20 protein-coding genes, 1 tRNA gene and 1 pseudogene are annotated in these 25,731 nt (G+C 70.6%); 8 read left to right on the top strand and 14 right to left on the bottom strand.

Features of this window, described 5'->3' with window-relative positions; genetic code table 11:
• The first annotated feature begins 15 nt into the window (after positions 1 to 15).
• Entirely contained in the window at positions 16 to 831 is an 816-nt protein-coding gene (locus ASD11_RS07015) for a PhzF family phenazine biosynthesis protein (protein ID WP_056285085.1), read from the top strand.
• Positions 832 to 838: 7 nt separating this feature from the next.
• Here the strand turns inward: ASD11_RS07015 and ASD11_RS07020 are convergent, their stop codons facing one another.
• From ASD11_RS07020 to ASD11_RS07045, 6 genes are all read right to left on the bottom strand, one after another.
• Entirely contained in the window at positions 839 to 1,447 is a 609-nt protein-coding gene (locus ASD11_RS07020; protein ID WP_056285088.1) for a hypothetical protein, read from the bottom strand.
• Entirely contained in the window at positions 1,444 to 3,099 is a 1,656-nt protein-coding gene (gene treZ / locus ASD11_RS07025) for a malto-oligosyltrehalose trehalohydrolase (RefSeq protein ID WP_082554214.1), read from the bottom strand. The genes ASD11_RS07020 and treZ overlap by 4 nt, the downstream gene beginning before the upstream one ends.
• A 2-nt stretch (positions 3,100 to 3,101) precedes the next feature.
• Complete coding sequence (treY, locus tag ASD11_RS07030; protein WP_056285090.1) at positions 3,102 to 5,387, bottom strand: malto-oligosyltrehalose synthase; 2,286 nt, start codon at positions 5,385 to 5,387, stop codon at positions 3,102 to 3,104.
• A complete protein-coding gene (gene glgX / locus ASD11_RS07035; protein WP_056285092.1) occupies positions 5,384 to 7,498 on the bottom strand; it encodes a glycogen debranching protein GlgX in 2,115 nt (704 codons plus the stop codon). Before glgX ends, treY begins: the two co-directional genes overlap by 4 nt.
• An 85-nt stretch (positions 7,499 to 7,583) precedes the next feature.
• Positions 7,584 to 9,530 (bottom strand): 4-alpha-glucanotransferase, encoded by a 1,947-nt coding sequence (gene malQ / locus ASD11_RS07040; protein WP_056285094.1) that lies wholly within the window; start codon positions 9,528 to 9,530, stop codon positions 7,584 to 7,586.
• Positions 9,527 to 10,111, bottom strand: coding sequence for a hypothetical protein (locus tag ASD11_RS07045; RefSeq protein ID WP_056285096.1), 585 nt, complete (start codon positions 10,109 to 10,111; stop codon positions 9,527 to 9,529). Before ASD11_RS07045 ends, malQ begins: the two co-directional genes overlap by 4 nt.
• Positions 10,112 to 10,205: 94 nt before the next feature.
• Between ASD11_RS07045 and ASD11_RS18910 the strand changes: the two are divergent.
• From ASD11_RS18910 to katG, 3 genes and pseudogenes are all read left to right on the top strand, one after another.
• Positions 10,206 to 10,361: pseudogene (locus ASD11_RS18910) on the top strand (transcriptional repressor); the annotation flags it as partial.
• A 16-nt stretch (positions 10,362 to 10,377) separates the two neighbouring features.
• Complete coding sequence (locus tag ASD11_RS18915) at positions 10,378 to 10,620, top strand: Fur family transcriptional regulator (protein ID WP_442854182.1); 243 nt, start codon at positions 10,378 to 10,380, stop codon at positions 10,618 to 10,620.
• 69 nt (positions 10,621 to 10,689) lie between these two features.
• Positions 10,690 to 12,963, top strand: a complete 2,274-nt coding sequence (katG, locus tag ASD11_RS07055) for a catalase/peroxidase HPI (protein ID WP_056285098.1) — start codon at positions 10,690 to 10,692, stop codon at positions 12,961 to 12,963.
• Between the two features lie 48 nt (positions 12,964 to 13,011).
• Here the strand turns inward: katG and ASD11_RS18065 are convergent, their stop codons facing one another.
• From ASD11_RS18065 to ASD11_RS07080, 5 genes are all read right to left on the bottom strand, one after another.
• The gene (locus ASD11_RS18065) at positions 13,012 to 13,641 is read right to left on the bottom strand and encodes a hypothetical protein (RefSeq protein ID WP_056285101.1); all 630 of its coding nucleotides are present in this window, start codon (positions 13,639 to 13,641) and stop codon (positions 13,012 to 13,014) included.
• Between the two features lie 108 nt (positions 13,642 to 13,749).
• Positions 13,750 to 14,367 (bottom strand): nuclear transport factor 2 family protein, encoded by a 618-nt coding sequence (locus tag ASD11_RS07065; RefSeq protein WP_056285103.1) that lies wholly within the window; start codon positions 14,365 to 14,367, stop codon positions 13,750 to 13,752.
• 108 nt (positions 14,368 to 14,475) lie between these two features.
• Entirely contained in the window at positions 14,476 to 15,186 is a 711-nt protein-coding gene (gene trhA, locus ASD11_RS07070; protein WP_082554216.1) for a PAQR family membrane homeostasis protein TrhA, read from the bottom strand.
• 113 nt (positions 15,187 to 15,299) lie between these two features.
• Positions 15,300 to 15,385 (bottom strand) — tRNA-Leu (locus ASD11_RS07075).
• Between the two features lie 452 nt (positions 15,386 to 15,837).
• Positions 15,838 to 17,115 (bottom strand): DUF445 domain-containing protein, encoded by a 1,278-nt coding sequence (locus tag ASD11_RS07080; protein ID WP_235503263.1) that lies wholly within the window; start codon positions 17,113 to 17,115, stop codon positions 15,838 to 15,840.
• 63 nt (positions 17,116 to 17,178) lie between these two features.
• Between ASD11_RS07080 and ypfJ the strand changes: the two genes are divergently transcribed.
• Genes ypfJ through hrpA form a run of 3 tightly spaced genes read left to right on the top strand, consistent with a single transcriptional unit; the run spans position 17,179 to position 22,446 of the window.
• Positions 17,179 to 18,072: a KPN_02809 family neutral zinc metallopeptidase gene (gene ypfJ, locus ASD11_RS07085; RefSeq protein WP_056285108.1), complete on the top strand. Its 894-nt coding sequence runs from the start codon at positions 17,179 to 17,181 to the stop codon at positions 18,070 to 18,072.
• A 4-nt stretch (positions 18,073 to 18,076) separates the two neighbouring features.
• Entirely contained in the window at positions 18,077 to 18,850 is a 774-nt protein-coding gene (locus ASD11_RS07090; RefSeq protein ID WP_056285111.1) for a CPBP family intramembrane glutamic endopeptidase, read from the top strand.
• Positions 18,847 to 22,446 carry an ATP-dependent RNA helicase HrpA gene (gene hrpA / locus ASD11_RS07095; protein WP_056285114.1) on the top strand — a complete coding sequence of 1,200 codons (3,600 nt, stop codon included), beginning with the start codon at positions 18,847 to 18,849 and terminating at the stop codon, positions 22,444 to 22,446. Before ASD11_RS07090 ends, hrpA begins: the two co-directional genes overlap by 4 nt.
• Before the next feature lie 76 nt (positions 22,447 to 22,522).
• Here the strand turns inward: hrpA and ASD11_RS07100 are convergent, their stop codons facing one another.
• A complete protein-coding gene (locus ASD11_RS07100) occupies positions 22,523 to 22,885 on the bottom strand; it encodes an FKBP-type peptidyl-prolyl cis-trans isomerase (RefSeq protein ID WP_056285117.1) in 363 nt (120 codons plus the stop codon).
• Positions 22,886 to 22,942: 57 nt separating this feature from the next.
• Between ASD11_RS07100 and ASD11_RS07105 the strand changes: the two genes are divergently transcribed.
• On the top strand, positions 22,943 to 23,965 hold the full coding sequence (locus ASD11_RS07105) for a zinc-binding dehydrogenase (protein WP_056285120.1): 1,023 nt from the start codon (positions 22,943 to 22,945) through the stop codon (positions 23,963 to 23,965).
• Positions 23,966 to 23,968: 3 nt separating this feature from the next.
• Here the strand turns inward: ASD11_RS07105 and ASD11_RS07110 are convergent, their stop codons facing one another.
• Positions 23,969 to 24,421 carry a MarR family winged helix-turn-helix transcriptional regulator gene (locus ASD11_RS07110; protein ID WP_082554217.1) on the bottom strand — a complete coding sequence of 151 codons (453 nt, stop codon included), beginning with the start codon at positions 24,419 to 24,421 and terminating at the stop codon, positions 23,969 to 23,971.
• 77 nt (positions 24,422 to 24,498) lie between these two features.
• Positions 24,499 to 25,725: an acyl-CoA dehydrogenase family protein gene (locus ASD11_RS07115; RefSeq protein WP_056285123.1), complete on the bottom strand. Its 1,227-nt coding sequence runs from the start codon at positions 25,723 to 25,725 to the stop codon at positions 24,499 to 24,501.
• Between the last annotated feature and the right edge of the window lie 6 nt (positions 25,726 to 25,731).

Raw genomic sequence — 25,731 nt, forward strand, 5'->3', positions numbered from 1 at the left:
CGTTAGCCTGGACGCATGCGATTCAGCCAGGTGGACGTCTTCTCCGACGAGCTCACGCTGGGGAACCCGGTGGCCGTGGTGCACGACGCCGATGGGCTCACCGATGACCAGATGCGTGCCTTCGCCCGGTGGACGAACCTCTCCGAGACGACCTTCCTCCTCGCTCCCACGGACCCGTCGGCGGACTACCGCGTGCGGATCTTCACGACCTACCGCGAGCTGCCGTTCGCCGGTCACCCGACCCTCGGCTCAGCGCGGGCCTGGCTCTCCGCTGGAGGGACGCCGCAGGAGGCGGGCCGGTTGGTCCAGGAGTGCGGGGTGGGTCTCGTGACGGTGCGCGAGGACGGCGGGCGGCTGGCGTTCGCGGCCCCGCCACGTCGGCGCAGCGGGCCGGTCAGCGAGGGCGACGTCCTGGAGATCTGTGCGTCCCTCGGCATCGAGCCCGGCGACGTCGTGGACGCGGAGTGGGGCGACAACGGACCGGGCTGGGTCATGGTGCTCCTGCACGACGCCGACGCGGTGCTCGCCCTGGAGCCCGGGGCGTTCGGCGCGCTCGACAAGGTCGGCGTCGTGGGGCCCGCCCCCGAGGGCTCGGACGTGGCCTTCGAGGTCCGCGCCTTCTTCCCCTCGGGCGAGGACCCGGTGACCGGCAGCCTCCATGCTGCGATCGGTCAGTGGCTCGTGGGCGCCGGCCGCGCCCCCACCTCGTACGTCGCCGCGCAGGGAACGGTCCTCGGACGTCGCGGCCGTGTGCACGTGAGTCAGGACGGCGACACCCTGTGGGTGGGTGGCGACACCGTGGTCGGCATCGCCGGCGACGTGGCGCTCTGACGCCGGTTCACCGGACCAGCAGGAGCACCAGCATGGCGAACGCCATGAGGATGGCGAGGACGAACACGACGGCGTAGACCGTCGTGATGGCCTGCCCCCGCCCCCCGCCCGCTCCGCCCAGCGCAGCGGAGCCGGCGTCGCCGGTCACGAGGTGCTGCTGCTCGGCCAGGAAGGACTGGTAGGCCGAGCCCCAGTAGACGTCGCCCGTGTAGGTGGTCACGCGTCCTGTGGAGGTCTCGACCAGCAGGGCGAGCGGGAACGCACCGAACATCTTGGCCGGTCGCAGGGCGAACCAGGCGCGAAGGTCGTCGGTGGCCTCGTCGACCACCACGACCGTGAGCGCTGCGAGGCCGGTCTGGAACCCGAGCGGCAGACCGCCCTTGGCACGCTTGGCCGCACCGACTCCCTCGGCCACGAGCTCTGCAGCCCGTCGGACGTCGAGCGGGCCTGGCGTGACCAGCAGGACGAAGGTGTGCAGCCGCGTGAGGAACCACGACACCCGGAAGTCGGCCCGGCGCAGGGCTGTGGCCTCCGGGACGTGGAGCGACGTGTCGCGGTAGCCGGCGCCCCGCAGCCGTTCGGCGGCTGCTCGCACCCAGGCCGACTCGGCACTCATGGCGTCGCTCCTGCCGGCGGGGAGAGCTCCAGGACCGGCGTGCCGTCCCGCTCGACGATGACGGTCTCCGCCTCGAGGTCGACGACCACGCGGAACGGACCCCGGTCCAGCTCGATGCGGCGTCCGTCGTCGTGCACGCCGAGCGACGCGAAGGACGGGTCCCGGAGCTCGGCGTGCTCCCGTCGCAGCGCGATGAGCGCTCGGTAGGCCTCGAGCACCTCGCGGTGCCCGGGCTCCTGGACCTCGGCCCACGCCAGCCGCGAGGCCTCGAACGTGGCGACGTCCATGGGGTCGGGCACGTCGGACTCGCCCCAGCCGTGGCTGCCGAACTCGCGTCGGCGGCCGGTGCGCACCGCGTCGGCCAGCTGCGGGTCGGGGAACGAGGCGAAGAACGCCCACGGTGTGGAGGCGGCCCACTCCTCCCCCATGAAGAGCATGGGGGTGAACGGCCCCAGCAGCACCAGGGCCGCGCCGCACACCTGGCGCCCGGGTGTGATGGTGGCGGTGAGGCGGTCACCGGTGGCGCGGTTGCCCACCTGGTCGTGGTTCTGGAGGTAGGCCAGGAACGCCGAGGCAGGCAGCTCCTCGGGGTCGACGGGGCGTCCGTGCGACCTGCCCCGGAAGGACGACCAGGTCCCGTCGTGGAAGAACGCACCGCGCATGACCTTGGACAGCGCGCTCGGGTCGGCGAAGTCGGCGTAGTAGCCGTGGGTCTCGCCCGTGAGCCGCACGTGGAGGGCATGGTGGATGTCGTCGGCCCACTGGGCCGTCATCCCGAGCCCGTGGCGGTCCCGCGAGGCGACCGTCCGCGGGTCGTTGAGGTCGGACTCGGCCACGAGCGACAGCGGGCGGCCCAGCTCCCGGGCGAGCTCCTCGGTCTCGGCCGACAACGTCTCGAGCAACGTGAGGGCGCGCGTGTCGACCAGCGCGTGCACGGCGTCGAGGCGCAGGGCGTCGACGTGGAAGTGGCGGAACCACCCGAGGGCGTTGTCGAGGATCAGGCTGCGGACCTCGTCGGAGCCGGACTCGTCGAGGTTGAGGCCGGGCCCCCAGTCGTTCTCCTTGGCGAAGTACGGGCCGAACCGGTCGAGGTAGGCGCCCGACGGGCCGAGGTGGTTGTAGACGACGTCGAGCACGACGCCCAGTCCACGGGCGTGGCAGGCGTCGACGAACCGCTTGAAGCCGTCGGGGCCGCCGTAGGGCTCGTGGACCGCGCCCCACAGCACGCCGTCGTACCCCCAGCCGTGTGGTCCGTCGAACGCATTGACGGGCAGCACCTCCACGAGGTCGATGCCGAGGCCCACGAGGTGGTCGAGCCTCTCCACGGCGCTGTCGAAGGTCCCCCCAGGCGTGAAGGTGCCGACGTGCAGCTCGTAGAGGACGGACCCCTCGAGGGCTCGGCCCTCCCACTCCTGGTCGGTCCAGGCGAAGGCGTCGTGGTGGTAGACCTGCGATGCCTCGTGCACGCCGTCGGGCTGACGCAGCGAGCGTGGGTCGGGAAGCGGGGTGTCGTCGTCGCCGAGGAGGAACGCGTAGCGCTCCCCCGGGACGTCGCACGACCACCAGCCGCCGTGGCCGGGCACCATCTCGTGGTCGGTGCCGTCGACCCGGACGCGCACGCGCTGCTTCCCCGGGACCCAGACGTCGAACATGCTCACTCCTCGTCGCGGCCGTCGCGCACCAGCAGGGCCACGGGATAGGTGGAGAGGACATCGGCCACCGGCACCGTTCCGCTTTCGTGCACCGCGCCGGTCAGGATGTCGCGCCAGGCGCCGTCGTCGAGCTGGACCGTGGTGTCCCGCCAGCCGCCGCCGACCTCGAGCCCGGCCGGCAGACGCGTGGTGAGCACGGCCAGGTCGCTGCTGCGGGTGAAGGCGAGCAGGTGCTCCGCGGCAGGGCCCGCTGCCCGCAGGGGTGCGTAGCCCCGGAACAGCTCGGGCCGCTCGCGCCGCAACGTCAACGTCCGGTTGACGAGCAGCAGCTTGGCGGCTCCGGTGGCGTCGACCTCGGGGACGAGCCCGCCCTCGATGCGCGCCAGCAGTGCGGTGCGCTCCGCGTAGTCGACGGCGCGCCGGTTGTCGGGGTCGACGAGCGAGAAGTCCCACAGCTCGGTGCCCTGGTAGACGTCGGGGACGCCCGGCATGGCCAGCTGGACGAGCTTCTGGGTGAGCGACGTGGCCCAGCCCCATCCGGTGATGCGTTCGACGAAGGCGTCGACCTCGGGGCCGACGCTCTCCCGCACCCGCGCGGGCCACGCGCGGATCTCGGTCTCGAACGACTCGTCGGGCTCGGTCCAGGACGTGCGTGTCTTGCCCTCCTTGGCCGCCTTGAGCAGGTACTCGACGAGCCGGTCGTCGCTGAGAGGAGCGGCCGCCACCAGCGTCTGCCAGGCCAGCAGGTCGAGCGACGGGTCGCTCAGTCCGCAGCGCTCGGACCAGGAGCGGACGGACGACGCGAAGTCCTCGGCCACCTCGGCCAGGACCACCATCCGGGCGCGCGTGTCCTCGGAGCGCTTGGTGTCGTGGGTGGTGAGGGTGGTCATGGCCTCGGGCGAGGTCTCCTCGCGCAGCATCGCCGAGGAGTGGAAGGCGTCGAGGTCGATCCCGAACCGCTCGGGCGAGCCACCCACCTCGTTGAGGGCCGCGAACCGCGTGAAGCGGTAGAAGGTGGTGTCCTCCGTGCCCTTGGCCACGACCATGCCCGAGGTCTGCTGGATGCGGACGGCAAGCTCGTCGTGGGGGTGCTCGACGACTTGGGCGCTGAGCGCGTCGAGCGCGGCGGCGAGCCGAGGACGTCGCTCGCGGGCCTTCTCGACGGCGGCGTCCCAGTCGTCGCGGCCCTCGGGCAGGTACGAGCGGTAGACCTCGAACGCGATCATCACCTCGGCGACCGCGGCTCGCGCCTCCTCCGGGTCGACGTCCTGGACGAGGGCGGCGATCCGGCGGACCTCCGCCACCAGGATCGAGTCCGTGACGTGGCGGCGGGTGGCCTCGTCGACCTCGGCGAGGTGGACGGACTGGCCCAGGTCGGCCGCGAGCCGGGTGAGCAGCTCGTCGGCCGCGGGGTCCACGAGCACGGCCAGGACGTCGTTGAGTGCGTCGTATCCCGTGGTGCCGTCGACCGGCCAGGACGACGGGAGCTGCTCGCCGGGGTGGAGGATCTTCTCGACCACGATCCAGGTGCCGGGGGCCCGCTGGGACAGCCGCTCCATGTACGCCGTGGGGTCGGCGAGCCCGTCGGGGTGGTCGATGCGCAGGCCGGTGACGTCGCCCTCGGCCACCCAGCGCAGGACCTCGCCGTGCGTGTGCTCGAAGACGTCGAGCAGCTCCGTGGCGACGGCGGCCAGGGTCGTGATGTCGAAGAATCGTCGGTAGCTCAGCTCGGCGTTGCCGCGGTGCCAGTCGACCAGCTCGTAGTGCTGACGCTCGTGGACCTCCTGCGGTGTCCCGTGCCCGGTCCCGTCGGTGATGGGGAACCGGTGGTCGAAGTAGACCAGCTCGTCGCCGTCGACGGAGAGGGCCTCCACGTCGTCGGCCGACCCCAGGACGGGAACCAGGACCCGTCCTCGGGACCAGTCGATGTCGAACCAGTGCGCGAAGGGCGACGCCTTGCCGATCCGCAGGACGTCCCACCAGAACGGGTTGGCCCGGGGGACCTCGACGGACATGTGGTTGGGCACGATGTCGACCACGAGACCGAGCCCGGACTCCCGGAGTCGTCGGCTGAGCCGGACCCGACCCGCCTCACCGCCGAGCGCCGGTCGGGCGATACGTGGGTCGGTGACGTCGTAGCCGTGGGTGGAGCCGGGCGTGGCGTCGAGGACGGGCGAGACGTAGGCCGCTCCCGCCCCGAGCGCCTCCAGGTACGGGACGACGGCGCTCGCGTCGTCGAACCCGAACTCGGGCCGGAGCTGGAGGCGGTAGGTGGAGGAGGGGGTCATGGCGTCACCAGCTGCAGGACGGCGACGGACCGGGCCGGAAGGGTGAACGCGCCGTGGGCCGGCACCACGTCGCCGCCCGGCTCTGACCGCACCAGGCCCGTGTGGGTGTCGATGACGAGCTGCCAGCCGGGCCCGTGGTCGGGTCCGGGCAGGGTGAGCTCGATGTCCTCGTGGTGGGCGTTGAACGCCATCAGGAAGGAGTCGTCGACGAGCCGTTCACCCCGCTCGTCGCGCTCCACGATGGCCTCGCCGTTGAGGAAGGCGACGATGGCCCGGCCGAAGTCGTCCTCCCAGTTCTGCTCGGTCATCTCCTCGCCCGAGGGGGTGAACCAGGCGATGTCGCCCAGCTCGTCGCCCTTGCGCACGGGCTTTCCCTCGAAGAACCGCCGACGTCGGAAGACCGGGTGGTCGCGCCGGAAGGCGGTGAGGTCGGCGACGAGCTGGACGAGCTCCGCGTCGGACTCCAACAGCGACCAGTCCACCCACGACACCTCGTTGTCCTGGCAGTAGGCGTTGTTGTTGCCGCCCTGGGTCCGGCCCAGCTCGTCGCCGTGCAGGATCATGGGGACGCCCTGGCTGAGCAGCAGCGTGGTGAGCAGGTTGCGCCGCTGCCGGATCCTCAGCTCCCGGACCTCCGGATCGTCGGTGGGGCCTTCCACCCCGCAGTTCCAGGAGCGGTTGTCGTCGGCGCCGTCGCGCCCGTCCTCCCCGTTGGCCTCGTTGTGCTTCTGCTCGTAGGAGACCAGGTCGGCGAGGGTGAAGCCGTCGTGAGCGGTGATGAAGTTGATGGAGGCGTACGGTCGGCGGCCGTTGTCCTGGTAGAGGTCGGAGGACCCTGTGATGCGGGAGGCGAACTCGCCCAGCGTGGAGGGTGCTCCCCGCCAGAAGTCGCGGACGACGTCGCGGTACTCCCCGTTCCACTCCGTCCAGAGCGGCGGGAAGCCGCCGACCTGGTACCCGCCCGGCCCGACGTCCCAGGGCTCGGCGATGAGCTTGACCTGGCTGACCACCGGGTCCTGCTGGACGAGCTCGAAGAACGTGGCCAGCTTGTCGACGTCGTAGAACTCCCGGGCCAGCGTGGCGGCGAGGTCGAACCTGAATCCGTCGACGTGCATCTCGGTGACCCAGTAGCGCAGCGAGTCCATGATGAGCTGCAGCGTGTGGGGGCTGCGGACGTTGAGCGAGTTGCCGGTTCCCGTGTAGTCCATGTAGAACTGCTGGTCGTCCTCGACCAGGCGGTAGTAGGACGCGTTGTCGATGCCCTTCATGGACAGCGTGGGGCCGAGATGGTTGCCTTCGGCCGTGTGGTTGTAGACGACGTCGAGGATGACCTCGATGCCCGCCTGGTGGAGTGCTCGCACCATGGCCTTGAACTCCTCGACCTGGTGGCCGGGCCGTGAGGCGAAGGCGTCGTGGGGCGCGAAGAAGCCGATCGTGTTGTAGCCCCAGTAGTTGGACAGGCCCTTCTCGCGGAGCGCGCCGTCGGTGAGGAACTGGTGCACCGGCAGCAGCTCCAGCGCCGTGACCCCCAGCTTCTGCAGGTGCTCGATGACGACGGGGTGCGCGATGCCGGCGTAGGTGCCGCGGAGCTCCTCCGGGACACCCGGGTGCTGCATCGTGAGGCCCTTGACGTGCGCCTCGTAGATCACGCTGCGGTGGTACGGGGTGCGGGGCAGCCGGTCGTCGGCCCACTCGAACCACGGACCTGTGACGAGGGAGTACGGGGCGTGACCCGCGGAGTCGAGGTCGTTGCGCTGGTCGGGGTCGTCGAACGTGTGCCCGAAGAGCGACTCGTCCCAGCCGATGCCGTCGTCGATGGCCTTGGCGTAGGGGTCGATGAGCAGCTTCTGCGGGTTGCACCGCAGGCCCTGGGCCGGGTCGTAGGGCCCGTGGACGCGGTAGCCGTACCGCTGGCCTGGACCGACACCCTGGAGATAGCCGTGGTGGACGAAGCCGTCGACCTCCTCGAGCGTCACCCGGGTCTCCTGGCCGTCGTCGTCGAAGAGGCACAGCTCGACCTTGTCGGCGACCTCGGAGAAGAGCGCGAAGTTGGTTCCTACGCCGTCGTGCGTGGCGCCCAGCGGGTAGGCGGATCCGGGCCAGGTGCGCAAAGGTGCTCCAGGTGCTCGTGGGTGGGACTCCAGCCAATACCCCACCGGGGACACCTGCAATCGCTCGCTGTGTGAGGAAGGTCCCTCAGGGCCTCTCGCGCTGCAACGGCGCGATCGCGCGAGCCACCTGCTCGTCGGCGAAGAACTCCTCGAGGCTCAGCGGGAGTGGGATGCGCCAGTTGGGGTACTCGTCGACGGTTCCCGGCAGGTTGGGCTGGCGACGCTCCCCCACCACGTCGGACGGGGCACTCAGCACGAGCCTCGAGGCGGCCCGCGCGATCACCGCGTGGAAGGCCGCCACGGGATCGCTCCGGTCGAGCCCGAGGTCCTCGACGAGGCGCAGGAGGGCGTCGCGGTCGGCGTGCGCCTGCTCGAGCGCCTCCTGCTCGGAGCCGTCGATGAGGTCGAGGGAGGCCCGCAGGCGGACGTGCTCGGCGTCGAGCCAGCCCGTGGCGGTGGGCAGGTCGTGCGTCGTGACGCTGGCCATGGTCTCGGGCTCCCACTCCTCGGGCGGGATGAACGGCTGCCCTGGGGTGTCCCAGTCGCGCTCGAACCACAGCACCGACGAGCTCAGCAGCCCGCGCTCACGCATGGTGCGCGTGACGACCGGCTCGACGGTCCCGAGGTCCTCGCCCACCACGATGGCGCCGGACCGCTCGGCCTCGATCATGAGGACGGCGAGCATCGCGTCGGGGTCGTAGTGCACGTACGTGCCCCGGCGCGCCGGCTCTCCCGGCGGGATCCACCACAGTCGCCACAGGCCTGCGACGTGATCCACCCGGATCCCGTCGGCGTGCTCCAGGACCGCGCGCACCACCCGGCGGAACGGGTCGTAGCCCGCCTCGGCCAGCTCGCGGGGTCGCCACGGCGGCAGGCCCCAGTCCTGGCCCAGCTCGTTGAAGGCGTCAGCCGGGCAGCCGACCCGGACGACCGGTGCGAAGGTGTCGCGCTCGGCCCAGGTGTCGGGACCACCGGCGCTCACGCCCACCGGAAGGTCGTGGACGATTCCTACGGCCATGCCGGCGTCGCGTGCGGCCTCACGGGCGGCGTCGAGCTGCTGGCGGCACAGGAGCTGGAGCCAGGCGTGGAAGCCCACCCGCTCGGCCAGGTCGACCCGGACCTGCCGCACCGCCTCGTCCTTCGGGTCCTGGAGGGAGGCCGGCCAGTCCCGCCAGTCACCGCCGTGGCGCTCGGCGAGGGCGCAGAAGGTGGCGACGTCGAGGGTCTCGTCGTCGTGCTCCACGCGCTCCTCGTCCGGGCGGAGGGGGTGGAGGAGCTCCAGCGCTGCGCTCTTGGCGTCCCACACGGCGTCGTGCTCGATGAGCTCGGTGTCGTTGCGGGGCGCGAGCTCCAGCACCCGCGCCTGCGTGGCCGCGTCGGCACCGCGGAACGCGGCCGTCGAGGTGACCGAGAGGTAGAGCGGGTTGACCCAGCTGCGGGTGGCCGGTGAGTAGGGCGAGCGCTGGATCGGGTGGGTGGGCGCCACGAGGTCGAGCGGGTTGACCAGCACCACGCCGGCGCCCTGCTCCTCGCCGGACCGGCGGACGAAGGTGGCCAGGTCGGCGAGGTCGCCCATCCCCCACGAGCTCTCGGATCGCAGCGCGTAGAGCTGCAGCATCCAGCCCCACGTCCGAGGGACCTCCGCGAGCCGGGGTGGCGCGACCAAGAGGAAGCACTGCGTCTCGCCGGCGGTGAGCCGGTGGTAGCCGACGGGGAGGTCGGCGGGCAGCTCACGCGTCGGCTGGAGCCGGGTCCCGTCCTCGAGCTCGACCGACGCCGCGACGGGCAGGGCCATCGCCGATCCCTGCCACACGACGACCGTGGGAGGAAGCGTGCGGGCCGACTCCTGCCGCCGGACCTCCTCGAGCGCGGACGCCACGCTCTGGGGGCTCGACGCGTCGACGCCGAGGGTGTCGAGCACGGCCCGCACGACCTCGGGCTCGACGGTCACGACGGTGCGGTCGGAGCCCTCGTAGTCGATGCCGACGCCGTGGGCCGCTGCCAGGGCGGCCAGGTCCTGGGGGAAGCTCATGCCTCCAGCATGCTGGACGTCTCCCCGCGGCGCGACGTGACGATCATCCACGCCCAGCCCGCCGCGACAGCTGCCATCGAGAGCACGCCGCCGGGCCAGTAGACGTGCTCCTGCATGAACCCGAACGCGCCGCCGAGCGCCAGGAGCGCACCGGGGAACGCGCGGACGCCGCTGACCCGGAGCATGCAGCCCGCGGCGGCGGCGGTGGCACCGACGAAGGCGATCGAGCCGACCTGGCCGAGGTCGCTCGCCCAGCCGAACACCGTGCCCAGGCCCCCCTCGCGGTCGTTCTTGAGCGCGCCTGCCGCGATCCCGGCCAGGATGTCGAGCGCGGAGTAGAAGCAGGCGTACACGTAGCCGAGGACGAGCGTGATCCGTCCGTAGATCGCGTCCACCGACCGTGCGACGAGCCATGGCCCGACCGCCAGCAGCGGGAACAGCGGCAGCAGGATCACGTGCAGGTGCGTCCAGTACCCGGACGCCTCCTGTGTGAGGTGGGCCGGGTGGGTGGTGCCGACGAGCCCGATGACGAGAGGAGGCGCGAGCAGGGCCAGGACGGTCTTGCCACGCAGCTCGGTCATGACACGACCCTAGGTGCAGCAGGCGCGAACGGCCGGGTGGTCCGAGCACGGCGCTCGACTTGAACGACTCCGGGAAGTGCCTGTCGTCGGTCTCATGAGCACGGCGGAGACGCAGCTGAGGGAGGCCTCGTTGAGGGTCACCCGGCCTCGGCTCGCCGTGCTCGAGGCGGTGGAAGGACATCCACACGCCGACACCGAGGCCGTCATCGGGATCGTCAGGACTGCACTTCCGCACGTGTCGCACCAGGCGGTCTACGACGGTCTGCGTGCGCTCACGGAGGCAGGACTGCTCCGTCGCATCCAGCCGGCCGGCGCCACGGCGCTACGAGACCCGGACGGGCGACAACCACCACCACGTGGTGTGCCGGTCCTGCCAGGCCATCGCCGACGTGGACTGCGCCGTCGGGCCGTCGCCGTGCCTCACGCCGTCGGACGACCACGGCTTCGTCGTCGACGAGGCGGAGGTCGTCTTCTGGGGTACCTGCGCAGCATGCGCGACCCAGACCTGACCCGGTCCCACGTCGTCCCGTCAGCACCACACTCCCCAGCCAGACCGTCACCACACCGGAAGGAACTCCATGAGCGACCAGCAGGACGTCCCCACCAGCGCCCAGGGCGTGGACCAGAAGGCCGACGCGGGCTGTCCCGTCGCCCACGACTCCGTCACCTCTCACGGCAGCGAGAGCGAGAACCCTGCCATCGACTCGCCGACGCCCAAGACGGGCGGCCGCCCCCACACCAACCGCGACTGGTGGCCCAACCAGCTCGACCTGTCGGTGCTCCACGCCCACTCGTCCAAGGGGAACCCGCTGGGCGAGGACTTCGACTACGCGAAGGCGTTCGAGGGGCTCGACGTCGACGCCGTGAAGCGCGACATCACCGACGTGCTGACCACCTCCCAGGACTGGTGGCCGGCTGACTTCGGGCACTACGGCGGACTCATGATCCGGCTGAGCTGGCACGCCGCCGGCACGTACCGCATCCAGGACGGACGCGGCGGTGCCGGCGACGGGTCCCAGCGCTTCGCACCGCTCAACAGCTGGCCGGACAACGCCAACCTCGACAAGGCCCGCCGCCTCCTCTGGCCCGTGAAGCAGAAGTACGGCCAGAGCCTCTCGTGGGCCGACCTCCTCGTGCTCGCCGGCAACGTGGCCCTGGAGTCCATGGGGTTCAAGACCTTCGGCTTCGGCTTCGGCCGCGCCGACGTGTGGGAGCCCGAGGAGATCTTCTGGGGACCGGAGGACACGTGGCTCGGCGACGAGCGCTACGTGAGCGACTCCGAGATGGCCGAGGACGTCGGCGCCACGGAGATGGGCCTCATCTACGTGAACCCGGAGGGACCGCGCGGCAACGCCGACCCCGCCGCGGCCGCGCACTTCATCCGCGAGACCTTCGCCCGCATGGCCATGGACGACGAGGAGACCGTCGCCCTCATCGCCGGCGGTCACACCTTCGGCAAGACCCACGGGGCGGGCGACGCCGACACGCACGTCGGGCCGGAGCCCGAGGGGGCGCCGCTCGAGAACCAGGGGCTCGGCTGGCTCAGCACCCACGGCAGCGGCAAGGGCGGCGACACCATCACGAGCGGCCTCGAGGTCACGTGGACCGACCGTCCGACCGAGTGGAGCAACCGCTTCTTCGAGCTCCTCTTCGCCCACGAGTGGGAGCTCACGACGAGTCCGGCCGGCGCCAAGCAGTGGGTCGCCAAGGACGCCGAGGAGATCATCCCCGACGCGCACGACCCGTCGCGCAAGCACCGCCCGACGATGCTCACGACGGACCTCGCGCTCCGCGTGGACCCGACGTACGAGCAGATCTCTCGCCGGTTCCTGGAGAACCCCGAGGAGTTCGCCCTGGCCTTCGCCAAGGCCTGGTACAAGCTGCTGCACCGCGACATGGGTCCGGTCAGCCGCTTCCTGGGCCCCTGGGTCCCCGAGCCGCAGCTGTGGCAGGACCCGGTCCCGGCGGCCGAGCAGCCGCTGGTCGGCGAGGACGAGGTCGCGTCGCTCAAGGCCGCGGTCCTGGAGTCCGGGCTCACGACGGAGCAGCTGGTGTCGACGGCGTGGGCGTCGGCCGCCAGCTTCCGCTCCACGGACAAGCGCGGCGGGGCCAACGGAGCCCGCCTGCGGCTCGAGCCCCAGCGCAGCTGGGAGGTCAACCAGCCGGAGCAGCTCGCGACGGTGCTCGAGGCCCTCGAGAGCGTCCGCAGCGAGTTCAACCAGCGCGGCGGCGCCCAGGTGTCGCTGGCCGACCTCATCGTCCTCGCCGGCTCCGCGGCGGTCGAGAAGGCAGCGCGCGACGCCGGGGTGGACGTGACTGTGCCGTTCCGGCCGGGTCGGACCGACGCCTCCCAGGAGGACACCGACGTCGAGTCGTTCCGGGTGCTGGAGCCTCGGGCCGACGGATTCCGCAACTACCTGCGACCCGGCGAGAAGACCGAGCCCGAGGTCCTTCTCGTCGACCGTGCCTACATGCTGGACCTGACCGCTCCGGAGATGACCGTGCTCGTCGGCGGTCTGCGGGCGCTCGGCAACAACGTGGGCGGGCTCCAGCACGGCGTCCTGACCGACCGCCCCGGGGTCCTCACGAACGACTTCTTCGTGAACCTCCTCTCCCCCGGCACCCGCTGGGTCGCCTCGGAGTCCGAGGAGCACGTCTACGAGATCCGCGACCTGGCCACGGACGAGGTGCGGTGGACCGCCAGCGCGGTCGACCTCGTGCTCGGGTCCAACTCACAGCTGCGGGCGCTCGCCGAGGTCTACGCCAGCGCCGACGCCGGGGAGAAGCTCGTCCACGACTTCGTGGCGGCCTGGACCAAGGTCATGGAGCTCGACCGCTTCGACCTGCGCTGACCGCCGCCCGCGTGCTGCGGACCGGGACCCTCAGGGCCCGGTCCGCGGCTACGTCAGGCAGCTCTTCTGCAGCTTCTGGTTGTCGGCGAGCTCGGTCACGATCCAGCGCCCGTCGATCTTCTGCAGGCGCATCGTGGCGAGGTAGAAGGGCGTGATGTCCTCGGCTTTCCGGCCCTGCGCGTCGACCTCGAAGGTGAAGTTCTCGGTGCAGAAGACGAGCGCCGCCTTGTCTCCGTCGATCGAGATCTTCTGGACGTGGTCGCGCGTCCACCCCTTGACCTTGTGGGCCTTGCCCCGGAGGTCCTGGAGATAGCCCATGACGCGCGTGAGGGCCTGACCCCGAGCGATCTTGAGACCGGGGTCCAGCTGGAGCGTGTCGTAGGTGCGGACGACGGCGGCCCAGTAGTCGGTCAGCGACTGCACGGTCGCCTTCTCCTCGGGCGTCCTCGCCACGCTGCTCGCGGTCTGGGAGACGGCGATCTTGGAGGCCGCCGCAACATCCGTGGGGAAGGCCTGGGGCGTCGGTGTGGGCGTGGCGCTCGGCGTGGCCTTCGTGGCGGAGGCGCTCGCCGAGGCGGAGGTCGTGGCCTTCGCGCTCGGCTCGTCGTCCCCGCCGGAGCACGCGCTCAGGACGAGGACCGGGAGCAGCACCAGGACGGGCAGCAGACGGTGGTTCACGGGAGCTCCTCAGGACGGTGACGGCTCGACTGGCCTCAACCTAGGTGCTTCGCGGTCGGAACACGAAACGACGGCGAACAGGATCTGCGTGGGGTCGGCCCAGGAGCCTCAGGTCAGGCATCTCTTCATGCTCTGCTGGTTGACGAGCTCGATCATGATCCAGCGGCCGTCGATCTTCCGCATCGTGACCGTGGCCCGGTAGAACGGGATGATCGGCTCCGCCTGCTTGCCCTGCTGGTCGACCTCGAAGCTCAGGTTCTCGCTGCAGACCTTCAGGGTCGCGTCGTCGCCGCTCACGTCCACGTCCTCCACGTGCTGCTTGGTCCAGCCCTTGACCTTGAGACCGCGCGTCTTGAGGCTCTGGAGGTAGTCGAGGACGCCGGTGACCGGCTTGCCCCGGGCCACGTCGAGCCCGGGGTCGGCCTCGAGCGTGCTGTAGGTACGGACGACCGCCTTCCAGTAGTCGCCCAAGGAGCGGACCGCCGCCTTCTCCTCGCTCGTCCGTGCCGTGCTGCTGACGACCGCCGACGAGGCGATCTTGGCCGCCTCCGGCACCGTCGTGGGGAACGCGTCCGACGTCGGCGAGGCGCTCGGCGTGGCCTGGGTGGCGGAAGGACTGGGCAACGAGGAGGTCTTGGTCGGTGAGGCCGTCTCGTCTCCACCCGAGCAGGCGGTGGTGGCCACGAGTGGGAGCAGGAGCAGGACGCTGATCAGACGGCTGTGCATGGGAGCTCCTCAGGACGGTGACGGCTCGACTGGCATCAACCTAGGGCGTTCCCCGACGATCCGCAGCCGAGCGCGCGGCCCGGGGCCGGCCGGAGGACCAGCGCCCCTTCACACGAGCAGCGCGATGCCGATGAAGTGTGCCGTGAAGGCCAGGATCGTGAGGGTGTGGAACACCTCATGGAATCCGAAGTAGGTCGGCGAGGGGTCGGGGCGCCGGATGCCGTAGACGACCGCGCCGACCGAGTAGAGCAGTCCGCCGGCGGCCAGGAGCACCAGGGCCGCGGTCTGGCCGGAGTCGAGGAAGTCGCCCACGAAGAGGATGGGCGCCCAGCCCAGCGCCAGGTAGAGCGGCACGTAGAGCCACCGCGGCGCGTCCAGCCAGAACACCTTGAAGAGCACGCCGAGCAGGGCGCCGCTCCACACCGTGATGATGAGGATGACGGCGTGCTGGCGCGTCAGGAGCAGCAGCGCGAACGGCGTGCAGGAGCCCGCGATGAGGATGAAGATGTTGGCGTGGTCGAGCCGTTTGAGGATGGTGCGACGGCGCTGGGTCCAGGTCCCGGTGTGGTAGATCGCGCTGGTCGTGAAAAGCGCCAGGGCGCTGACCATGAAGATCGCGATGCCGAACCGGATCCAGGCGCTGTCGACGACGGTCAGCAGGACGAGGAAGGCGATGAAGGCCAGGGGCGCCGTGGCGGCATGGAGCCAGCCCCGCAGGTGCGGCTTGACCTCGTCGAGGGTGTCGGCGACGCGGTCCTGCACGGCCCCGACCGCGCGAGCGGCAGTGCCTTGGGAGGAGCTGGCGCGAGGTCGGTTCACGGTGTGTCCTGTCGTGGAGAGCGTCCCGGGAGTGGTTCCTCGTGCGATGCGGCCCAGAAAATGAGCAATCCCCCTGTCCTCACCGGCGAGAGTGATTCCAGAGGGATTGACCGTGTCCGAGGGGGGACTTGAACCCCCATGCCCCTTACAGGGCACTAGCACCTCAAGCTAGCGCGTCTACCTATTCCGCCACCCGGACAGTGCCCCTCATCGGGGCGCGTGGTGCAGTTGAGAACTCTAGCAAAGGCTCCGGGTTGCTCCGCACCGGGCCCTCGCCGCACCATGAAAAGGTGCGAGGCCCCGAGGGAGTATGAGTCTCTCGGGGCCTCGACGGTTGAGTCGGCGTGATGATCCTGCTCGTCCGGACCCTTCTCCTCGGTGTCCACCAGCTGCATCACCAGCGTGGCTGCCGGGGCCGAAGCCCTGGCTGAACCCCGATCCTCGGGTGTCCTTCCCGCCGCGGTTGCCCTTGGCGTGAGACCAGTTCTACGCCTGTTCACGCGCTGGCCGCAAGGGCTTTTCGTGCTGTTTTCACAGGAGTTTTAGCGTCCACAGGCTCGTGCACAGGATGACCGCCTCCATGCACAGGCTGGGTCGGTTGTGCACCGCTCTGTGCACAGGTTCGTCCACACGACGTGGACGAACCTCGGGTCAGAGCAGCTCCGCGAGCGTGTGGATCACGAGGCCGGCGAGACCGCCCACGACGGTTCCGTTGATCCGGATGAACTGGAGGTCGCGGCCCACGTGCAGCTCGACGCGGTCGGCGGTCTCCTTCCCGTCCCAGCGGTCGACCGTGGCCGAGATGATCGTGGCCACCTGGTGGCCATAGTGCGAGACCGCGTACCCCGCGACGTCGGCCAGCACCGTGTCGATGCGACGAGCAAGCGCCTCGTCGTCCTGGAGCCGGTGGGCCAGGGTGAGGAGCTCGTCGAGCGCTCGTCGGCGCAGCAGCCCGTCCGGGTCGGCCAGAGCACCGATGAGCGAGCGCCGGAAGGCGTCCCACAGCGCGATGGACGTGCTGGACAGCTGCGGCTGCTCGAGCAGGCGGACCTTCAGACGCTCGAACCGCTCCTGGGTCTCGGCGTCCTCCTGCAGCGCGACGGCGAGATCGGCGAGCCAGCTGTCGAGCGCGAGGCGGGCCGGGTGGTTCACGTCCTCGTGGATGTCGCGGACCCAACGCACCGCCTCGCGGTAGATCCGGTCGGCCACCTTCTCGTCGAGCCACTGCGGGGTCCACCAGGGCGCCCGCTCCTCGACGATGGCCAGCACGTCGGAGCCGTTGCGTCCGAGCCAGCGCAGGAGCTCGTCGGTCATGAGGTCGACGAGACCGGAGTGGGCGCGGTCCTCCACGATCTCGCCGAGGAGCTGACCGGCGACGGGAGCGAGCGGCTCCTCGGCCATGCGGGGCACGAGGGCCTCCTGCACGACCGCAGCGACGTCGGTGCGTCGGATCCGGCTGAGCCCGTCGGACATGATCCGCGAGCCCTCCTCCACGAGGCGCTGCGCGTGCTCGCCCTCCAGGACCCAGGCGCCGGCCTGCTTGGCCACTCCTGCGCTCAGCACGCGCTCGCGCACGATGTCGTCGCGCAGGAAGTTGTCGGCCACGAACTCCTGCAGGCTCTCCCCCAACGACGCCTTGCGCTTGGGGATGATCGCGGTGTGCGGGATGGGCAGCCCGAGCGGGTGACGGAAGAGCGCGGTCACGGCGAACCAGTCGGCGATGGCTCCCACCATGGCCGCTTCCGCCGCCGCGTTGACGTAGGAGATCCAACCGTCCTGCCCGTGGGTGAGCACGAAGACGATCGCCGCGACGACGAGGAGCGACGTCGCGATGAGACGCATGCGACGAAGACCCTTGCGTCGGGCGAGGTCGTTGCCGCTCAGGGCGAGGCCGGGGCCAGCGGCAGGAGGCGCATCGGTGCTGGTCACGCCGCTGAGCCTAGTGAGTGTCGGGCCAGTCGGCTCGGCCACTGCGCTGCGTAGACTCCTGGCATGAGCTTCAACGAGGGGTCGAGCCTGGACACGAGCCAGGTGACCGGGGGCGGACGCGGCGGCGCAGTCATCGGTGGCGGCATCGGTGGCGTGGTCATCCTGCTCATCGGCCTCTTCTTCGGCGTCGACCTGAGCAGCATCAACCCCTCGGGCAGCCCCTTCGACACGAGCCAGGTCAGCACCTCGGGGACCGGCGAGACGTACGACCTCTCCCACTGCAAGACCGGTGCCGACGCCAACCAGTACGACGACTGCCGCATCGTCGGCACCGTCAACAGCGTCCAGGACTACTGGAAGGACGCCCTGCCGGCCGACCTCAGCCGCCAGTACCGCGCGGCCCAGACGGTGATCTACTCCGGGTCCACCCAGTCGGCGTGTGGCACGGCCTCCAACCAGACCGGGCCCTTCTACTGCCCGACGGACGAGCGCGTGTACATCGACGCGAGCTTCTTCGAGATCCTGAGCCGCGACTACGGCGCCGACAGCGGCGCCCTGGCCCAGGAGTACGTCGTGGCGCACGAGTACGGCCACCACGTCGAGCACATCCTCGGCCTGCTCGACAACCAGGACGGCCAGACCGGCGCCTCCAGCAACGGGGTGCGCATCGAGCTCATGGCGGACTGCCTCGCCGGGGTGTGGGCCAACCACGCCTCCACCACGCAGGACGCCGACGGCAACACGCTGTTGAAGCCGCTCTCCGAGGCCGACATCCAGTCGGCCCTCTCGGCCGCGTCGGCGGTCGGCGACGACCGCATCCAGCAGTCCTCCGGCGGCACCGTCAACCCGGACTCCTGGACCCACGGCTCGAGCGAGCAGCGTCAGCAGTGGTTCATGACCGGCTACGAGGGCGGGACCATCAACCAGTGCAACACGTTCGACACCGACGCGCTCTGACCCCGTGAGCGACCCGCAGCAGAGCACCGTCACGCCCGGCGGCAGGCGCCTCGGCGCCGAGGTCTGGCTCGTCCTTGGCCTCTCGCTCGGCCAGTCGGGGGTCTATGCCCTGCTGAGCCTCATCATCAAGCTCACCGACGGCGGGCTGCGCTCCAGCACCGCGACCCTCAACGCCTCGCGGGCCGACCAGGGCTGGCTCGACCTCACGCTCCAGCTCCTGAGCATCTTCTTCGCGCTCGTCCCGGTGGCGCTCGCCGTGTACCTGCTGAGTCTCGACGCCGAAGGACCCGTGCGTCGTCGCCTCGGTCTCGACCGGTCCAGACCGTGGGGGGACGTCCTGCGCGGGGCGGGGCTCGCCGCGATCATCGGACTGCCCGGTCTCGGGCTCTACTTCGCCGGCCGGGCGCTCGGCATCACCGCGGAGGTCATTCCCGCGCCCGACGTGACGCACTGGTGGACCGTCCCCGTCTTGATCCTCGCCGCGGCGCAGAACGCCGTGCTGGAGGAGGTCGTGGTCGTGGGCTTCCTCATGACCCGGCTCACGCAGCTCCGTTGGGGAGCGGCTGCCGTCCTGGTGACGAGCGCGCTCGTGCGCGGGAGCTACCACCTCTACCAGGGGGTGGGCCCGGCGTTCGGCAACGTCGTCATGGGTCTCGTGTTCGGCTACTGGTTCCAACGCACCGGCCGCGTGATGCCGCTGATCATCGCCCACACGCTGCTCGACGTCGTCGCGTTCGTCGGCTACTACGCCCTCGCCGACCAGCTGGGGCTGCGATGAGGATCGTCTACGACGACGCCCTGCCCATCAGCGCGCGGCGCCAGGAGATCTCCGACGCCATCCGCGACCACCAGGTCGTCGTCGTGGCCGGCGAGACCGGCTCGGGCAAGACCACGCAGCTCCCCAAGATCGCCTACGAGCTGGGCGCCCGGGCCATCGCGCACACCCAGCCGCGACGCATCGCGGCCCGCTCCGTCGCGGCGCGCATCGCCCAGGAGTGCTCCGTGGAGCTGGGCACCGAGGTGGGCTACGCCGTCCGCTTCGACGAGAAGCGCGGCAAGGACACCGCCGTCGCCCTCGTCACCGACGGACTGCTGCTCGCGGAGATCAACCACGATCGCGACCTGCGCCGCTACGACACGATCATCGTCGACGAGGCGCACGAGCGTTCCCTCGCCATCGACTTCCTGCTGGGCTACCTCAAGCGCCTGCTCCCCCGCCGCCCCGACCTCAAGCTCATCGTCACGTCGGCCACGATCGACGTCGAGCGCTTCTCCGAGATGTTCGACGGAGCCCCCGTCGTGGAGGTCAGCGGCCGCACCTACCCGGTCGAGATCAGGTACCGACCGCCCGAGGGCGACGACCAGCTCGACGCCATCGCGGCCGGCGTCGACGAGCTCCCCCGCGAGGGCGACATCCTCGTGTTCCTGTCCGGCGAGCGTGAGATCCGCGACGCCGCCGAGTTCCTCGAGGCCAAGAAGTACCCCCGCACGGAGATCCTCCCGCTGTACGGACGCCTCGCAGTGCAGGACCAGCAGAAGATCTTCGCCTCGCACCCCGGCCGCCGCATCGTCCTGGCCACCAACGTCGCCGAGACGTCGCTGACGGTGCCCGGCATCCGGTACGTCATCGACCCCGGCTATGCGCGCATCTCGCGCTACAGCCAGCGTCTCAAGGTGCAACGCCTCCCCATCGAGGCCATCTCGCAGGCGAGCGCTGCGCAGCGTGCCGGCCGCTGCGGCCGTGTCGCCGACGGCATCTGCATCCGGCTGTACGCGGAGGACGACTTCGACGGCCGACCTGAGTTCACCGACCCCGAGATCCGGCGCACCAACCTCGCGTCGGTGCTGCTCCAGATGGCGTCGCTCGACCTCGGCGACGTCGGCGACTTCCCGTTCCTCGACCCGCCGGACCACCGTGCGGTCAGCGACGGCCGCCTCCTCCTGAGCGAGCTGGGCGCCCTCTCCACCGGACGCGACAGCACCCCGCGGCTCACCAAGATCGGCCGCACGATGTCGGCACTGCCGGTGGACCCTCGGCACGCACGACAGCTCATCGCCGCCGACCGCCTCGGCTGCCTCGCCGACGTCCTCGTGATCGTCTCCGCGATGTCCATCCAGGACCCCCGCGAGCGCCCGGTCGACCAGAAGGGCCAGGCCGACGAGAAGCACTCGCGGTTCAAGCAGCCCGACTCGGACTTCCTGTCCTGGTTGAGCCTCTGGACCTACCTGCGCGAGCAGCGCGCCGCCGGCTCGCACAGCGCCTTCCGACGCATGTGCCGCGACGAGTTCCTGCACTACCTCCGCATCCGCGAGTGGCACGACGTCCACTCCCAGCTGCGGCGCACGGTCAAGGACCTCGGGATGAAGCCCGGCAACGCCGGCTCGGACCCCGACGACGTGCACCGCGCGCTCCTGGCCGGGCTGCTGTCGCACATCGGCCTGCGCGAGGGCGACCAGCGCGAGTTCCTCGGTGCCCGCGGCGCGAAGTTCGTCGTGTGGCCCGGCTCCGACCTCTCCAAGAAGCCGCCGCGCTGGGCCATGGTCGGCGAGCTCGTGGAGACGTCACGCCTCTGGGGCCGCACGGTCGCCAAGATCCAGCCGGAGTGGGTCGAGCGCGAAGGTGCGCACCTGCTCAAGCGCCAGTACGCCGAGCCGCACTGGTCGGCCAAGCGCGGCTCCGCCATGGCGCGCGAGCGGGCCACGCTCTACGGCGTGCCCGTCGTCGTCGACCGGCTCGTCCCGCTGTCACGCACCGACCCTGCCCTCGCGCGCGAGCTCTTCATCCGTCACGCGCTGGTGCAGGGCGAGTGGCGCACCCACCACGCCTTCTTCCAGGCCAACACCGAGCTCGTCGCGAGCATCGAGGAGCTGGAGGAACGGACCCGCAAGCGTGGGCTGCGCGTCGACGACGAGGTGATCTTCGGCTTCTACGACGCCCGGGTCCCGGCCGACGTCGTCTCCGTCCGGCACTTCGACGCCTGGTGGAAGAAGACCCGGCGCGACTCCCCCGACCTCCTCACGATCGACCCTGCGCTCCTGGCCGTCGACGGAGCCGACGAGATCGAGGACCAGTTCCCCACCACGTGGAGCTCTGAGAGCGGCGAGTACGAGGTCTCGTACGTGTTCGAGCCCGGTCGCGTCGACGACGGCGTGGTGGTCGACCTCCCGCTCGAGCGACTCACGCAGGCCCGCCCCGACGAGTTCGCGTGGAACGTCCCCGGGCACCGGCCCGAGCTCGTCGAGGCACTGCTGCGCAGCCTGCCCAAGCGCCTGCGTCGTGAGCTCGTGCCCGTCCCCCAGCACGCGGCCCGGCTGCTCGAGACCATGGACCCCAAGGCACCGGGCCTGACCGCGGAGCTGGTGCGCCAGATCCGGCTGACCACGGGCACGCTGGTGGAGGCCGACGACTTCGACTGGTCAGCCGTCCCGGCCCACCTGCGCGTCACGTTCCGTGTCGTCGACGGCGAGAAGGAGCTGGCCCGCGGCACCGACGTCGAGGCTCTGCGCGCCGAGCTCCGTCCGGCCATCCGGGCCGACCTCGAGCAGGCGGCCGCGTCGCAGGCCCGCACCGGCATCACGACGTGGGACGTCGGCCGACTCGACCGGTCGGTGACGGTGGGCCAGGCCACGGGCTATCCAGCCCTCGTCGACGACGGCGCGTCGGTCTCGCTGCGGGTGCTGGAGACACCGCAGGAGCAGGACGTGGCCCTGGTGCGAGGCGAGTCACGGCTGCTGGCGCTGTCGGTGCCGTCCACGACGAAGCGCATCATCGACGGCCTCGACCTGCGTCAGAAGCTCACCCTCGGCACGTCCCCCTACCAGGACCTCACGGCTCTCGTGGAGGACTGCCGCGCGGCCGCGCTGGACCACCTCGTGCGTCAGCACGGCGGGCCGGTGTGGGACGACGTCTCGTTCCTCGCGCTCCGCGAGAAGGTCCGGCCGGACCTCCACGACGTCACGGAGCGAGCAGTGCATGACGTCCTGCGCACCATCGAGAAGCTCGCGGGCGTCTCGCCCGGACCGGACGCGGTGGGCGAGGACGTGCGGGTGCAGCTCTCCTGGCTCGTCTACCCGGGGTTCGTCCGCGATGCCGGCGTCACGTGGCTACGACGACACCCTGTGTACGTCGACGCCGCGCGACGTCGGCTCTCACGCCCCATGGACGACGCCGGCGTGGCCGTGCAGGAGCTCGAGGCGCGGTTCCACGACAAGACCTCCGCCCTCAGCGCCACGCGCAGGCTGGCCGCCGACGTGCAGCACGTGCGCTGGGCCCTCGAGGAGCTGCGGGTGGGCACGTTCGCCCAGGGCCTCGGCACGGCGTTCTCGGTGTCGGTCAAGCGCGTCACCAAGCTGATCGACGAGCTGGCCGTCTGACCACATATGCGCCGGGATCGACCCTTCTCCCTGAGGAGAACAGTCGATCCCGGCGCAGATCTGGAAGGACGAGGACTCAGCCGACGCCGATCAGGTCGATCACGAAGGTGAGGGTCTTGCCCGAGAGGCGGTGTCCGCCGCCGGCCGGGCCGTAGGCCAGCTCGGGCGGGCACACGAGCTGGCGACGTCCGCCGACCTTCATGCCGGGGATGCCCTGCTGCCAGGCGCCGATGAGCTGCGGGAGGGGGAAGCGCGCGGACTGGCCACGGTCCCAGGAGGAGTCGAACTGCTCACCGGTCTCGAACTCGACACCGACGTAGTGCACGTCGACGACTCCGCCGGCAACGGCTTCGTCGCCCTCACCGACGACGAGGTCGGTGATCGTGAGCTCGGTGGGCGGGGGTCCGGGGATGAAGTCCACTTCAGGCTTGGAGGTCATGCTCCGATGGTTTCACACGAGCCGTGCGGGCGGCCAACAGCCTGGCAGGATGGACCCATGCGCGCCACCGTCCTCCATGCCCCGTCCGACATCCGCCTCGACGAGGTCGCCGACCCCACGATCGAGCAGGACACCGACGCCGTCGTGCGTTCTCTCGCGTCCTGCATCTGTGGCTCCGACCTGTGGCCGTACCGCGGTCTCGCCGGCACGCAGTCCAAGCCCCAGAAGATCGGGCACGAGCTGCTGGGCGTCGTGGAGAGCGTCGGGTCCTCGGTGTCGGGCGTCAGCGAGGGCGACGTCGTCATCGTGCCGTTCCTCTACTCCGACAACACGTGCGCGCTGTGCGCCAAGGGCGTCCACACCTCGTGCGTCAACGGCGGCGGCTACGACGGATGCCAGGCCGAGAAGGTCCGCGTCCCGCAGGCCGACGGGACCCTCGTGAAGGTGCCGGCCGACCGGATGACCGACGCCCTCGTGCCACACCTCCTGGCGCTCTCCGACGTCTTCCCCACCGGTCACCACGCGGCCGTGTCGGCGCGGGTCACCGAGGGCTCCACCGTCGTGGTGGTCGGCGACGGCGCCGTGGGCCTGAGCGGCGTCCTGGCCGCCAAGCGCCTCGGCGCGGAGACGGTCATCGCGATGTCGCGCCACGAGCCGCGTCAGGCCATCGCGCGTCAGTTCGGCGCCGACCACGTCGTGGCCGAGCGCGGACGCGAAGGTGCCGAGCAGGTCAAGGAGATCCTCGGCGGCATCGGCGCCGACGCCGTCCTGGAGTGCGTCGGCACGGGCGACTCGATGAAGCAGGCCTTCCAGTCCGTGCGCCCCGGCGGCACGGTCGGCTACGTCGGCATGCCGCACGACGTCAAGCTCAACGTGCCCGTCATGTTCTTCACCAACTCCAACCTCGTGGGCGGTGTGGCCCCGGTGCGCGCGTACCTCGACGAGCTGCTGCCCGACGTGCTGGACGGCACGATCGAGCCCGGCCTCGTCTTCGACCAGACACTCCCCCTCGACCAGGTGGCCGACGGCTACACCGCCATGGACGAGCGCAAGGCCATCAAGACCCTGCTCACGTTCTAGCGCTCAGCGCTGCTTGGTCTCAGCGGTGTCGTTGAGCCGGGCGAGCTGCTGGGCGAACGACGTGAGCTCCTGCGGGGCCCAGTCCTCCAGCAGGCTGGCGAGCCAGGCGTGCGAGCGGCTGCGGAAGGCGTCGAGCCGGCTGCGGGCGTCGGCCGTGATGGTGAGCACCTGGGCGCGGCCGTCGTCGGGATCGGCCTCGCGCTGCACGAGGTCCATCTTCTCCAGCGCGGTGACGGCCCTGCTCACGGTGGACTTGTGCACCTGCAGGGTCTCGGCGAGGTCGGAGGCGCGGACCCCACGCGGCTCGTCCGCGATGGCGATGAACAGCAGGAACGCGTTGTAGTCGAGCGTGGGATGGATCTCGGACAACCGACCCATGGAGCTCATCCGCACGCGGCGCACGAGACGGGTCAGCTCGTAGTCGACGTCGAAGTCGCGCGGCAGCGGGCGGCTCATGCGGTCATCCTAGGGGTGCGACGCACACGACCCCCGGACCGACTGGCCCAGGGGTCGTGTGACGTGAGGTGATGTGACTACTTGAGCTGCGAGGAGCTCAGGCCGAGCAGACGGCGCGCCACGATGAGCTGCTGGATCTGCTGCGTGCCCTCGAAGATGTCGAGGATCTTGGAGTCACGCGACCACTTCTCGAGCAGCTCGGTCTCGGCGTAGCCGAGGGTGCCGGCCAGCTCGACCGCACGCAGCGTGATCTCGTTGCCCACGCGTCCGGCCTTGGCCTTGGACATGGACGCCTCGACCGAGTTGGGCTTGCGGTTGTCGGCGAGCCAGGCCGCCTCGAGCGTCAGGAGCAGCGCCGCCTCGTAGTCGGCCTCCATCTGCAGGTAGGTGGCCGCGGCGTACGACTGCGAAGTGGCCGGACGGTCGTAGTCGATGACCACGCCGGCGTCCTCGAGGAGCTCCTTGAGGAGCTCGAGCGAGGCCCGCGCACAGCCGACGGCCATGCCGGCCACGAGCGGACGCGTGTTGTCGAACGTGGCCATGGCTCCGGCGAAGCCCTGCTTGGTGTCGATCTCCGGGCTGCCCAGGAGGTTCTCCGCCGGCACCCGGCAGTTCTCGAAGATGATGACGGCCGTGTCGGACGCCTTGATGCCGAGCTTGTGCTCGAGACGCTCGACGCGGACGCCGGGCAGAGACTTGGGCACGACGAACGACTTGATGGCGGCCCGGCCGAGCTTCTTGTCGAGCGTGGCCCAGACGACGATCGAGTCGGACCGCTCGCCGGAGGTCACGTAGATCTTCTCGCCGTTGATGACGTAGGCGTCGCCGTCCTTGACCGCCGTGGTGGTGATGGCGGCCGAGTCGGAGCCGAAGCTGGGCTCGGTGATGGCCATGGAGGCCCACGTGCCCTTGAACCGCTCGAGCTGCTCGTCGGTGGCGACCGAGGCGATGGCCGAGTTGCCCAGGCCCTGACGGGGCATGGAGAGCAGCAGGCCGACGTCGCCCCAGCACATCTCGATGACCGAGAGGACCGACGACATGTTGGTGCCGTTCTTGACCTTGCCCTTGTCCTTCTTGCCGCCGTCCTCGTCCTCACCGCGGCGGACACCGGCGGCGCCGGCCCCCTGGCCCTGGCCGGAGTCGCCCATGCCGTCGATCAGCGAGGCGAGGAGGTCGAGCTCCTTGGGGTAGGCGTGCTCGGCGAGGTCGTACTTGCGGGAGTTGGCGCGCAGGAAGTTGTCGGCCACCTGGTGGGCCTGGTCGATGAACCCACGGAACTTCTTGGGAGTGTCGAGATTGATCATGATGTG

It is taken from the genome of Aeromicrobium sp. Root495, assembly GCF_001426755.1.
Taxonomy (GTDB): Bacteria; Actinomycetota; Actinomycetes; order Propionibacteriales; family Nocardioidaceae; genus Aeromicrobium.